Here is a 13174-nt window from a genome sequence, read left to right on the forward strand (position 1 = left end):
CAGGGGCTTCGTTTGGGGGGCGGGGACTCGGCGATGCATTGAATGCCAGAGCATCTCGGGGATTTGGAAATATCGTTACCTGGTTTATCTGTATTAGCCTGGACTTGATCGGGCCTCGGCGACGCACCTCCGCCCCCCTCCAGGAACCCCAATTCAAACACCAGGTGGGTGTACTCCAATCACCGTCTCGGGCCAGACACGAGCACCAAAATACGGTGATTGGTTTTATGAAGTACGCTTCGGCGCGCGCAGCGCCGCCGGAAGTATGACGCCCTTGTCACTAACGCCGAATGCGCGAGAACACAGATTCCAGATGCACCACTACCCGCGGCGGACCACGGTGCCCACTTAGCATTAGCGGTGTGAGCCGCTTTCTTTGCTTATCTTTCTTTGCGGCGGCAAAGAAAGTAAGTGCCGCCCCGCACAGGGGCAAACGCTAATAGACCACTAGCAATTCAAGAAAAGGCCAACACCCAAGGCAAACAGCCAATAAGCGCCGCGCAGGCAAAAAAAATTTTCAACAAACCCAAACCCCACAAAAAAACCTCGCCGAACAGGCCACCCCCTTATACAGCCATCACCGCCCTCTTCCTCTCAGCCCGCTGCATAAAATAATTAGCCAAAACAACCCCAACAGTAACAACAGCAATAAACAACGTAGCCAACGCATTCATTTCAGGATTCAACCCAAGCCGCACCCGGGAGAAAACAACCAGCGGCAGCGTCGTCGACCCAGGCCCCGACAAAAACGCCGACAAAACCAGATCGTCGATAGACAAGGTAAACGACAACAACCACCCAGAAACAAGCGCCTGCGAAATCAACGGCAACGTAATAAAGAAAAACACCTTGAACGGCGTCGCCCCAAGATCCAGCGCAGCCTCCTCAAGAGAAGGATTCAACTCCTTCACACGCGACTGCACGATGATAGCCACATAAGAAATACACAACATCACGTGCCCGATCCAGATCGTGAAAACGCCACGCCCGGCAGGCCACCCCAACCACTTGGCCATTTCAATGAACAACAGCAGCAGCGAAATCCCCTGAATCACCTCGGGAATCACCAGCGGCGCATTGATCATCCCGGTATAGAGCGTAAACCCACGAAACCGCCCCATCCGGGCCAGAACAAATCCGGCCCACGTGCCGATAATCACCGAAGCAAACGCCGTCAACAGCGCCACGCGCAACGACAACCACGCCGCCGCAATCAACTCGCCGTCCTGCAACAGCGCCGCGTACCAGCGCGTAGAAAACCGCGTCCACACCGTGACCAGTTGCGATTCGTTGAACGAATACACAATCAGACTCACGATCGGAATGTAAAGAAACAGAAACCCGATCCCCAAGGCAATGAACTGCAAAATCCGGTTCGGCTTCATCAGCGTCGTTCCTCCATCGCCTTCGCCTGCGCGTACTGGAAAAACGCCATCGGCACCAATAACAACAACACCATCGCACACGTCACGGCAGATGCCATCGGCCAATCGGCATTGTCGAAAAACTCATTCCACATCACGCGCCCAATCATCAGCGTGTTCGCGCCGCCGAGCAATTCCGGAATCACGTACTCGCCAACCGCCGGAATGAACACCAGCAAACATCCGGCAATAATGCCGTTCTTCGACAACGGCAACGTGATCTGCCAGAATGCCCGCCACGGTTTCGCACCGAGATCGTAGGCCGCTTCCAGCAAGGTCATGTCCATCTTCACCAGATGCGCGTACAACGGCATCACGAGGAACGGCAGATACGAATACACCATGCCGATATAAACCGCGGTGTTCGTGTGATACAACTCGATCGGCGTATGGATCAGTCCGGTCGACATCAGGAAGTTGTTCAGCAAGCCGTTGTTCTTCAGGATTCCGATCCATGCATACACGCGAATCAGGAACGACGTCCAGAACGGCAGCATCACCGCCATCATCAGCAGATTGCGGCTCGCCGGATTCGATCGTGCAATGTAATACGCCATCGGATAACCGATCAGCAAACACAGCAAGGTGGATATCGCCGCGACCACCACCGAATTCACATAGGTGGCGAAATACAGGCTGTCGGTCAGCAGAAACGCATAGTGCGACAGGTCCAGCGCGACGTGAATCACACCATCCGTGTACGTGGCGAGTTCCGTATAGGGCGGAATGCCAAGCTGCAAATCGGCAAAGCTGATCTTCACGACCAGCAGGAACGGCACGAGGAAAAACAGCAGCAGCCAGATGAACGGCCCGGCCACCACCGCGGTGCGGCCCGTCAGGTTGAAACGGCGCACTGGCCACGCGGCGAGAGAACTGATTGCGCGCTTCATGACGTCAACACCACGCCGGCCGATGCACTCCAGCGCACATACACTTCGTCACCCCAGGTCGGCGGATCGATTTCCGTCAAGGCAAGGCTCGTCACGTTGGCGATCACCGTTTTGCCGGCGTCGAGCTTCACGTGATAGAGCGAATAGCCGCCCATGTAAGCGATATTCGTGACGACGCCCTTGCCCCAGTTGTACGCGCCCTCAGGCGGCTTGCGCGTGAGCGCGATGCGCTCGGGCCGCACTGAGATCGTTACCGGCATGCCGAGCGGGCCGGTGATGCCGTGGCTCACGTAGAGGCGCACCGGCAGATCGGGCGTTTCGATAAACACGTGATCGGGTTCGTCTTCCACGACGTTGCCGTCGAATAGATTGGTCGAGCCGATAAACTCCGCCGAAAAACGGCAGTTCGGATATTCGTACACCTCGTGCGGCGTGCCGAGCTGGACGATCTCGCCTTCGCTCATCACGGCAAGACGGTCCGCCATGGTCATCGCCTCTTCCTGATCGTGCGTCACCATCATGCAGGTCACGCCGACCTTGTCGAGAATGTTGACCAGTTCGATCTGCGTGCGCTGGCGGATCTGCTTGTCGAGCGCGGACATCGGCTCGTCGAGCAACAACAGCTTCGGCCGCTTGACGAGCGAGCGCGCAAGCGCCACACGCTGCTGCTGGCCGCCGGAGAGCTGATGCGGCTTGCGCTTCGCAAAACGCCCCATCTGCACGAGGTCGAGCGCGGTCTGCACGCGGTCTTTGAGTTCAGCCTTCGGCACGCCTTCCTGCTTCAGGCCGAAGGCGACGTTGGCCTCGACCGTCATGTGCGGAAACAGCGCGTATGACTGGAACATCATGTTGACCGGCCGGCGATACGGCGGCAATTGCGCGAGGTCTTCGCCGTCGATCAATATCTTGCCCGACGTGATCGACTCGAGGCCGGCCAGCATGCGCAGCAAGGTCGACTTGCCGCAGCCGGAACTGCCGAGCAACGCGAACAGCTCGCCCTTTTTCACCGACAGGTTGACCCCTTTGACCGCAGCGGTCTCGCCGAACTTCTTCACGACGTCGACGATCTGGACGAAGTTCTCCGCTGCATCGCCTGCTTCGGCATTCAGGCCCGGGGACGGCACGGCGGCCCCTGCCAGCGCGCCCGACTGGTCACTACTCATCACAATGCTTTACTCCGGCGTTTGACGAACAAAGCCCCCGGTGGACACCGAGGGCTTCATGATGATACTTACCCGTTCACGCTGGCCGCGAATCAGCGGCCAGACTTGAATTCGGTCCAAAGCCGCGTCTGCAGCCGCTGGATTTCCGGCGGCAACGGCTTCAACAGGAACAGCGTCTTGATGACTTCCGGCGACGGGTACACGGCCGGGTCGTTCGCCACGTCCTTGTCCACGTACTTGCGCGCTTCGAGGTTGGCGCTCGGATAGTAGACGGCGTTGGTGATCGCGGCGTGAACCTGCGGCGTTTCGATGTAGTTGATCCACTCGAGCGCGGCGTCCTTGTTCTTCGCGTCCTTCGGAATCGCCATTACGTCGAACCACACCGGCGCGCCGCCCTTCGGAATGTAATACTCGATCTTGTAGGCCTTCTTCGCCTCGACCGCGCGATGCTTGGCGATCACGACGTCGCCCGACCAGCCATACGCGAAGCACACGTCGCCGCCGACCAGATCATTGATATAGCCCGACGAGTTGAACTGCGTGATGTACGGACGAATCTTCTTCATCATCTCGAGCGCGGCGCGATAGTCGGCCGGGTTCGTGCTCATCGGGTCGCGGCCGATGTAGTGAAGTGCGGCGGCGAACATCTGGTCCGGCGCGTCGAGCACGGACACGCCGCAGGCCTTCAGCTTCGAAATGTTTTCCGGCTTGAAAAGGACGTCCCAGCTGTCGAGCGGCACGTTCTTGCCGAGGAGCTGCTGCGCCTTGGTCACGTTGTAGCCGAGGCCGGTTGTGCCGTATGCCCAGGGTACCGTGTACTTGTTGCCCGGATCGGCGCCGGCCACGAGGGCCATCAGCGAAGGATCGAGATACTTCAGGTTCGGCAGCTTCGATTTGTCGAGCGGCGCGAAGATGCCCGCGGCGATCTGCTTGCCGGCGTAATTGCTGGTCGGCACGACAATGTCGTAGCCGGAATTGCCGGTGAGGAGCTTGGCTTGCAGCGTGTCGTCGCTGTCGTAGTTGTCGTATTTGACCTGAACACCGGACTGCTTGGTGAAGTTCGGAATGGTGTCCTTGGCGATGTAATCGGACCAGTTATACACGTTGAGCTGCGTGTCTTTCGCAACCGCCGTCAACCACGGTGTCGCGCACAGAACCAGTGCCGCCACGTGTCCCACTACCCGTCTTTTCATCCCGTTCTCCGATCCTGACCGGCTTGAGCCAGCTGTCTTCAACCACGCCGCGGCAGACCGCACGCGGCTCCCCTGAAAAATCCGAAAACTACCATTAATTATTGCGCGCTCCAAAAAAAATGCTGGGCTGTCGCGCAAACGGTACAGCGCAAGCCGCGCCGCTACAAAATGGGCGCAATTTTAGCGGGTTATCGGCGCGTGTCTACCCTAAAAAAACACCAGCGGCGACCCTGCTGTTATCTCGTTGTCAACTTGCGGCGGCCACGCCCTACCTGGTTCTCATCGGGGTGCTAGCCGAAGGTTGCTTTCCGCGGATCTTATGCCTTACGGCTAAGCTCGGGCTAACCTCGATTCGAGCGTAAGCCACCCGTCGCGCCACGGTGCACAATAGTGCAAAGAGACTTGAAGACCGCGCGGGCATGCCTTGAGCTCGCTGCGTCGCGTGCCGGGTTTGCTACGGGCACGTCACTTGCGGGCGCGTGCAGCCCTAAACCTCCAGACAGGCGTCGATGAACACAAATCCGTCCACATGGCGACCGAACCGCCGCCGGCGTCTGCCGGAAAGCGGGGCGGCACGCCCTGCGCACTGGTTTTCGTTCGTCGGCGCCGGGGCGCTGATCGCGGTCGGCTATATCGACCCGGGCAATTGGGCGACGGCGCTCGGCGCCGGCGCAGGCTATGGCTACCGGCTGCTGAACATGGTGCTGCTGGCGAGCCTGATGGCGATGCTGCTGCAGTGGCTGTCGTCACGGCTGGGTGTCGTGACCGGACGCGACCTTGCGCAAATCTGCCGCGAGCGCTCAAGCCGCCGCGTCACGCTCTTTCTGTGGCTCACCAGCGAGGTCGCGATCATCGCGTGCGACGTCGCCGAAGTGGTGGGCAGCGCCGTTGCGTTGCAACTCCTGCTGGGCGTGTCGCTGACGGTCGGCGTGCTGATGTCGGCGGTTTGCACCTTCACGTTGCTGGCGCTCCAGCAGAAAGGCGGCCGCAAGCTCGAGGCGGTGATCGCGGCGCTGATCGGCTTTGTCGGCCTGTGCTTCGTCATCGAACTGGCGCTGGCGCGGCCCGACTGGCATGCCGCGCTGGCCGGCACCGCGCCGAGCCTCGACCTGTTGCGCAACGTGGGCATGGTGTGGCTGGCGGCGGGCATCGTCGGTGCAACGGTGATGCCGCATAACCTGTATCTGCACTCCGCGCTCGTCAAGCACCACGCGCCGGACGGCAGCGACGCCCAGATCAAGGCCGCGTTGCAGGTCGTGAATCTGGACACCTTCGCTTCGTTGGCATTTGCCTTCGTGATCAACGCGGCGCTGCTGATCGTGGCGGCTGCAGTGTTCTACGCGAGCGGCCATCGCGACGTCACCGATCTCGCCGACGCCCACCGGCTGATCGCCCCGCTCCTCGGCACACGCTGGGCCGGCATCCTGTTCGCGGCGGCGCTGCTCGCGTGCGGCTTGAGCGCAACCGTCACGGGCACGCTGGCCGGTCAGGCGGTCATGGAGGGCTTTCTGCGCCTGCGGTTGCCGCGCTGGAAGCGTGCGCTGCTTACCCGGGCGCTGGCCATCGGACCGGCGCTGCTGGCGGTCGCGCTGTTCGGTCAGCACGGCTCCAATCAACTGCTGGTGGCGAGTCAGGTCGTGCTGAGCCTGCAATTGCCGCTCGCGGTCGTGCCGCTGATCCGCTACACGTCGGATGCCAGCCTGATGCGTGGCTGGCACGTGCGCGGCGTGCCACTGGCGCTGGCGTGGCTGTCGGCGGCGTTCATCGTGGCGCTGAACGGCGCGTTGTTATGGCAGTTGGCGTTCGGCGCATGACGCGGTTTTTCGGCCGCTCCTTGCATTCCGTTTGCCGATGAAGCCGGTTTGTAAGTATCCTCTTAGTCGTTCCCGACGGCATGCGACGCCACTCACGGCGCCGAGCCGGATTTGACGTGCCGTTCGCGGTGGCTTCCGTTTTTGTGCGGCGGCTGTTTTCGGACCGATTTTTTCTGCCGTTTTGCCGGCGGTTCCTCAAGCCGGTTTTGCGCCATTTTTTGCGCCTTTTTGCGCCGCTTTACGCGTCCGAGCCTGGCGCCGGCATACGTCCTCATTCGACGCCATTGCCCCGCCGTCTCGCTCGCGCTTCTGCTCCCTGGACGACAGCCCATGCACATTCACGCTTCGCTTGCCCGCCTCGCTGCTAACCCATCATCCCCAAGTCGCCACGCCATTCCGCGCATTTCATGCGCCACGCTGCTGTCCACGCTCGCCGCCATCACCGTTATTGCCGCCTTCGCTACGTTCTCTGACGAGGCCCGCGCGACGGTCGCGATGCTGCAACCCGCGCGCGTCGCCGCAGCTAACGAGCCGCTGCAAATCACGCTGCTCTATTCCGCCGACGACGCCAAGGCCCTCACCCTCACCGTTCCGCCGACTATCCGCGTAACCGTGAACGGCGCCGAACAGTCACCGCAGCCGCTCGAATTACAGCGCGAGCCCGGCGTGCCCGACACGCTGCATCTGCGGCCGGGTCAGTTCCGCAAAGTGCGTTTCTCGGCGCCCTGGCCGCAATCGGCACGAGGCGAAGTGCGCATCGATCCGGTGGGCTTCGACGCGTCGCCGGCGCTCGTCGCGATCAATCGCGGGCCGCAGCAGGACGCCATCGCTCAGGCAGAACAGGCGGAAAGCCAGGCAAGCACACCGGGACAGGCCGCCGAAACGGCCGCGGCTGTCGACGGCCCAACGGGCGATGCGATGTCGCCTCCCGGCGACTCGCTCTCCACCACCGGACGCGGTGTGCTCTCGCACGTCTCCTACTACGAGCCGATGTACTTCGCGGCCGGCCACAATGGCGACACGAACGCCCGGCTGCAATTGAGCTTCAAATACCGCATCCTGATGCCGGACGACCTGCGCTCGAAGGCTTTCCTCGACAATCTGTACTTCGCCTACACGCAGACCTCGATCTGGGATCTGTCCGCCGATTCACGGCCGTTCCGCGACACCACCTACTCACCGCAGTTGTTCTACTACGTGCCCGACACGGGATGGCACAGCCCGTTTTTCACACGCATGGGCTTTGCGGCGGGCATCGCACATGAATCGAACGGCAAGGCAGGCACGGACTCGCGCAGCATCAACATGCCCTTTATCCGCCCGACCTGGGAATTCGGCGATCTGACGGGCAACCACCTGACCGTCTCGCCGAAAATCTATTACTACATCGGCACGAGCAACAACCCCGATATCGCCGACTATCGCGGCTACGTCGATCTGCTGGTCAAATACGGCAGCCCGGACGGCTGGCAACTCGCGACCACGCTGCGCAAAGGCACCAAGCACTGGTACGGCAGCATCGATTCGCAATTCACCTATCCGCTCGCCAGATTGCTCGGCAGCAAATGGGGCGGTTATATCTGGGTGGGATACTTCAACGGTTATGGCGAAGACCTGCTCGACTACAACAACCGGCAACACTGGATGGCGCGAATCGGGTACAGCATTGCGCGCTAAGGGAGAGGATCGCGGCGAAGCCGGCAACGGATACTGCCAACCGTGCATGTATCCGTGCCACGGTCTGCGCGACGCCCGAGGGCAATCGCTGCATCGGTTAACATAGCGGAACTTCGCTTCTCCGCCCCAAGGTTTCCGATGGCTTCGAATCTTCACGATCTTCCCGACAGCCCGTGCATCGGTGTCTGTTCCACGCTTTTCGACGAGGTCTGCAAAGGCTGCGGCCGCACCGCCACCGAGGTGTCCAACTGGGTGTTCCTGAGTGACGAGGAAAAGCGCGCCGTGTGGGTGCGCATCGAGCAGGACGGCACCGCCATGCGCTTCAAGAACGACAAACTGTAGCCGGTACCCTGTAGCCGCCGCACGCGGCAGCCGCCCGCTTTGATGCGTCTGCCGGAAAACCCGCCTCCCGGTTGAGATTGGGATTGCAAAAAAAACGCCGGAAATTCCGGCGTTTTTGCATGACGAGCGCAGTTTCTCTAGCGCGGCAATCAGAACCGCATACCGACACCCAAACCGACCACGATCGGATCGATATTCAACCGGCCGAGCGGCTGACCGCCGAGCGTTGCGTCGGTGTGCATCCAGATTTTCTTGATGTCCGCATTGACGAACAGCGACTTGGTCACTTGCACGTCTACGCCTGCCTGTAACGCGGGGCCGAAGCTGTGATTGTTGATCGAGATCGACTGGCCGCCTGCGTTCAGGCCATTGTTATAGAACAACGTGTAGTTCATACCCGCACCGACGTACGGACGAATACGCCCCGCGTGGTTGAAGTGATATTGCAGCAGCAGCGTGGGCGGTAATACGTTCACGCCGCCGAGATTGCCGAGGCTCGACGTCAACTGATGGCGCGAGGTGCCGAGAATCAGCTCGACGCCGAGGTAATCGCGGATCATGTAGGTCAGATCCAGTTCCGGCACGGTGGCATTGTTGACGCCCACATTGAGCGCCGACAGCGTCTGGTTAGTCTCCACGCTCGGCATGATGCTGATTGCGCGCAGACGCACCAGCACGTCGCCGGCGTGAATGCCGTTCATCGAGTCGTCGCCCGCAGCCTGCGCCGGCGAAGCCAGTGCACCCGCGCCTAGCAGGCATGACGCGACGACGGCGGACTTGATTCTGTTCCTGAGCGAGTACTTCATATGCTTCCCCGAGTGTTTGTTTGCGTACGGGGATTGTCGAAGGTCTTGTCAGGCTGTATGTTGACCCGTGTCAACCCAGCGAGAACGCCCATCGCCCTGCGACAGCGGGTCGCGTCGAGCCGGTCAGCAGCAGTTCGATCAGGTCGTGGACGCTGCGAATGGCCGAGCCAAACGGCAAGGCTTCGCGGCCGCGAAAGAACAGGCCATTGGCCACGTCGCCGCGCAATGCTGCGGCGAGTCGTGTGTCGATGCAGAAATGGCCGAACTTCTCGACACCGTCGCGCCACCCACACACGCTGAGACATTCGAGCGCGGTCGGACAGACGTGTTTGAGGGCACCGATCTTCTCGCGGATTTTTGTTTCGTGACGCAGATAGCGCATCAGCCACGGTGTTTTCACGGCTCGCGCGGGCAACCCCGTCACGCTGACAAACTCGACGATGTCGTCGGGCGTCGCTTCGGCCAATACGCGCTTGAAGTTCGGATGGGCGTCACCTTCTTCGGTAACGGCGAACGGCGTACCGAGTTGTACGCCGCTGGCACCGGCGCTCAGCAACTCGCGCACGGCTTCGTGACTATTGATGCCGCCTGCGACGATCAAAGGCACGTCCTGGCGACGCAAACCAAGCGACGTGAATACCGCATCGAGTTCCTCGAGCACACGCAGGAAATCGAAGCGCGGGTCGTCCAGGTCGGCGAGGTTGCTCACGCCGAGATGGCCGCCCGCGTGGGCCGGATGTTCGATCACGACGGCGTCGGGGAGACGGCCCTTTTTCATCCACTTCTTCAACACCAGCGAGACGCCACGACTATCCGACAGAATTGGAATCAGCGCGATATCGTGCCCCTGAGTCATGTCCGGCAAATCGAGCGGCAAGCCAGCACCCATGACGATCGCATCGGCGCCGTTTTCGCAGGCGACGCGCACATACTCTGCCTGCGCGTTGACTGCCTTCATCACGTTGACGGCAACCATACCGCGGCCTTCGGCGAGCGCTTGGGCAGCGTGGATTTCACGGGCCAGCGCGGCGAGGTTCGCCTGTTCAAGCGTGGCCCGATCAGGGGATTGCCGGCAAAGTTCGATCAGATCGTGATGATGATGCCGCAGGTCAATGCTGGCGATGGTGCCGAGCGCGCCCTCGCGTGCGACGCTGCCGGCCAGCCGATGGGCCGAGATGCCGACGCCCATGCCGCCTTGCACGATCGGAAGCAACGAGCGGCCACGGATAACGAGTGGTGGGAAAGAGTGAGAGGTAAGCATTGACGACCCGATGGATGAACTATCGAAACGCTGATAATCGATCGTCGGGCGCGGCCGGCATTGCTTTGGGTCAATGAGTCCGCTTGCGGGTCTGGTTTTAGATCTGCCTGGTTGATGCGGGTCACTTCACGGTGAGATTGATGGTTCTTCCGTCGCGGCGCTTGCTAGTCTGTTGGTCTGCGGGTTGCAGTGGTTGGACACGCCGGAACCGGAACTGGAACCGGAACCGGATCGCGAGACACACATCCATGAAAAAAGCCCGCTTCGACGAAGCGGGCTTTGCTTGGCGCTACGCCACGAACCGCGCGGGACTCACTGCACGCCCTGGCTCGTCAGGAACTCTTCGTAGTTGCCGCCGAAGTCGTTCAACGTGCCGTTGGTCTTCACTTCGATGATCCGGTTCGCGAGGCCGCTCACGAACTCACGGTCGTGCGACACGAAAATCAGCGTGCCGTCGTACTTGTCGAGCGCGATCTGCAGCGATTCAATCGACTCCATGTCCATGTGGTTGGTCGGCTCGTCCATCAGCAACACATTGTGGCGGCCCAGCATCAGCTTGCCCCAGATCATGCGGCCCTTCTCACCACCGGAGAGCACCTTGACCGACTTGCGGATGTCGTCGGCATTGAACAGCAGACGGCCGAGCGTGCCGCGCACCATCTGCTCGTCGTCACCTTCCTGGCGGTAGCCGTCGATCCAGTCCATCAGCGTGACGTCGTTCGGAAACTCTTCGTACGTATCCTGCGGCATGTAACCGACATTCGCGTTTTCAGCCCACTTCACCGTGCCGTGGTCGAGCGTGAGCGCGCCGAGCAGCGAGCGCAGCAGCGTGGTCTTACCCGCGCCGTTCTCGCCGATGATCGCGATACGCTCGCCCGGCTGCACGCTAATGCTGAAATCGTTGAAGATCGCGCGTTCGTACTTCTTCGAGATCTTCTCCGCCACCACGGCGATGTTGTGCAGCTTCTTCTCGTATTCGAAGCGGATAAACGGATTCTGCCGCGACGACGGCTTGAATTCCTCGATCTTGATCTTGTCGATCATCTTCAAACGGCTGGTAGCCTGACGCGCCTTCGACTTGTTCGCCGAGAAGCGGCGCACGAAGTCCTGCAGGTCGGCGACACGTTCCTTCGCCTTGGCGTTGGCGCTCTGCTGACGCTCGCGCGCCTGCGTGCTGGCCAGCATGTAGTCGTCGTAATTGCCCGGATAGACCTTCAGCGTGCCGAAGTCCATGTCGGCCATGTGCGTGCAGACCTGGTTCAAAAAGTGACGATCGTGCGAGATGATGATCATCGTCGAGTTGTACTGGTTGAGAATGTCTTCCAGCCAACGGATCGAGTTGATGTCCAGGTTGTTGGTCGGCTCGTCCAGCAGCAGCACGTCCGGCTTCGAGAACAGCGCCTGCGCGAGCAGCACCCGCAGTTTCCAGCCCGGTGCGACGTTGCTCATCGGGCCATTGTGGTCGTCGATCGCGATGCCGATGCCGAGCAGCAGTTCGCCCGCGCGCGCTTCGGCGGTGTAGCCGTCGTACTCCGCGAACTTTGCTTCGAGTTCGGCGGCGTGCATGTAGTCGTCGTCCGTTGCCTCGGGGTTCGCGTAGATCGCGTCGCGCTCGGTCATCGCGGCCCACATTTCGGCGTGGCCCATCATCACGACGTCGAGCACGCGCACGTCTTCGTATGCGAACTGGTCCTGACGCAGCTTGCCCAGACGCACATTCGGTTCGAGCATCACGTTGCCGGAGCTCGGTTCCAGATCGCCGCCCAGGATCTTCATGAACGTGGACTTGCCGCAGCCGTTCGCACCAATCAGGCCATAGCGGTTCCCTCCCCCGAATTTGACCGAGATGTTCTCGAAGAGGGGCTTTGGCCCGAATTGCATGGTGATATTGGCGGTAGACAGCACGGCGCGTCCTTTGAATGTGATATCGGCGAACAACCCAATATTTTAGCAGGTTATCGCGAATTCGACCCACGCGAGCGCCGCGCCCGTGCGCTTTTACGCTGCCTTCACGCCCGGTCTGCGTCTCCCCGCGTGCGTTCTAGCCGCCGCGCTGCGTCTGTAAAACGTCGATGAAGGCCGACAGATCGGCCTCGCCCAGCCCCATCGCCGCGCCGAGTCGCAGCAGTTGCTGAACCGTGGACGAAACCGGCATCGGCGTGCCCGTCTCGTAGGCCGTCGCGGCGACCGTGTCGATGTCCTTCTGGAACGTACGGAATGCGCCGATCGGCGCAAGGCCGCTTTGCGTCATGCGCGGCACGAAAATCTGCAGCAGCACCGAATCGGCCCAACCGCCGGCGAGGCCTTCCGTCAGTTTGGCGGCATCGATGCCGCTGCGTTGCGCGAGGCTCACCGCCTCGGCGATCGCCGCCAGGGTCGCGGTGACGATGGCCTGATTGCAGAGCTTGGCGGTTTGCCCCGCACCGACCGCGCCCATGTGCGTAACGCGGGCTGAATACGCGCCGAGGAGCGGTGTGACCGCCTCGACGTCCGCTGCGGCGCCGCCCGCCATGATCGCCAGCGTGCCCGCCGTCGCGCCCGCTACGCCGCCGGATACCGGCGCGTCGATCCAGCCGACGCCTTTGGTGCCTGTGCCTGTGCCTG

Annotated in this window: 11 protein-coding genes; 3 read left to right on the top strand and 8 right to left on the bottom strand. The window is 61.2% G+C overall.

Going from position 1 to position 13174, the window contains the following annotated elements:
- Positions 1–566 precede the first annotated feature (566 nt).
- The 4 genes from PQQ95_RS17725 to PQQ95_RS17740 form a co-directional block, all read right to left on the bottom strand.
- On the bottom strand, positions 567–1385 hold the full coding sequence (locus PQQ95_RS17725; RefSeq protein WP_408438688.1) for an ABC transporter permease subunit: 819 nt from the start codon (positions 1383–1385) through the stop codon (positions 567–569).
- Positions 1385–2314: an ABC transporter permease subunit gene (locus PQQ95_RS17730; RefSeq protein ID WP_408438690.1), complete on the bottom strand. Its 930-nt coding sequence runs from the start codon at positions 2312–2314 to the stop codon at positions 1385–1387. Before PQQ95_RS17730 ends, PQQ95_RS17725 begins: the two co-directional genes overlap by 1 nt.
- Complete coding sequence (locus PQQ95_RS17735) at positions 2311–3477, bottom strand: ABC transporter ATP-binding protein (protein WP_408438692.1); 1167 nt, start codon at positions 3475–3477, stop codon at positions 2311–2313. The genes PQQ95_RS17730 and PQQ95_RS17735 overlap by 4 nt, the downstream gene beginning before the upstream one ends.
- A gap of 92 nt (positions 3478–3569) precedes the next feature.
- A complete protein-coding gene (locus tag PQQ95_RS17740) occupies positions 3570–4670 on the bottom strand; it encodes a polyamine ABC transporter substrate-binding protein (protein WP_408438694.1) in 1101 nt (366 codons plus the stop codon).
- 509 nt (positions 4671–5179) lie between these two features.
- Between PQQ95_RS17740 and PQQ95_RS17745 the strand changes: the two genes are divergently transcribed.
- From PQQ95_RS17745 to PQQ95_RS17755, 3 genes are all read left to right on the top strand, one after another.
- Positions 5180–6484, top strand: a complete 1305-nt coding sequence (locus PQQ95_RS17745) for an Nramp family divalent metal transporter (RefSeq protein ID WP_408438696.1) — start codon at positions 5180–5182, stop codon at positions 6482–6484.
- Positions 6485–6814: 330 nt separating this feature from the next.
- The gene (locus PQQ95_RS17750; protein ID WP_408438698.1) at positions 6815–8161 is read left to right on the top strand and encodes a phospholipase A; all 1347 of its coding nucleotides are present in this window, start codon (positions 6815–6817) and stop codon (positions 8159–8161) included.
- A gap of 138 nt (positions 8162–8299) precedes the next feature.
- Positions 8300–8503 carry a DUF1289 domain-containing protein gene (locus tag PQQ95_RS17755; RefSeq protein WP_028199276.1) on the top strand — a complete coding sequence of 68 codons (204 nt, stop codon included), beginning with the start codon at positions 8300–8302 and terminating at the stop codon, positions 8501–8503.
- Positions 8504–8652: 149 nt separating this feature from the next.
- Here the strand turns inward: PQQ95_RS17755 and PQQ95_RS17760 are convergent, their stop codons facing one another.
- From PQQ95_RS17760 to PQQ95_RS17775, 4 genes are all read right to left on the bottom strand, one after another.
- Positions 8653–9309 carry an OmpW/AlkL family protein gene (locus tag PQQ95_RS17760; RefSeq protein WP_408438699.1) on the bottom strand — a complete coding sequence of 219 codons (657 nt, stop codon included), beginning with the start codon at positions 9307–9309 and terminating at the stop codon, positions 8653–8655.
- A gap of 70 nt (positions 9310–9379) precedes the next feature.
- Positions 9380–10570, bottom strand: coding sequence for an NAD(P)H-dependent flavin oxidoreductase (locus tag PQQ95_RS17765; RefSeq protein ID WP_408438701.1), 1191 nt, complete (start codon positions 10568–10570; stop codon positions 9380–9382).
- Between the two features lie 312 nt (positions 10571–10882).
- The gene (locus PQQ95_RS17770; protein ID WP_408438703.1) at positions 10883–12475 is read right to left on the bottom strand and encodes an ABC-F family ATPase; all 1593 of its coding nucleotides are present in this window, start codon (positions 12473–12475) and stop codon (positions 10883–10885) included.
- A 136-nt stretch (positions 12476–12611) separates the two neighbouring features.
- Positions 12612–13174 (bottom strand): NAD(P)-dependent oxidoreductase (locus tag PQQ95_RS17775; RefSeq protein ID WP_408438705.1); only part of this gene is annotated, 563 nt, incomplete at its 5' end.

The sequence above is a fragment of the Paraburkholderia caffeinilytica genome (assembly GCF_046030355.1).
Classification (GTDB): domain Bacteria; phylum Pseudomonadota; class Gammaproteobacteria; order Burkholderiales; family Burkholderiaceae; genus Paraburkholderia; species Paraburkholderia caffeinilytica_B.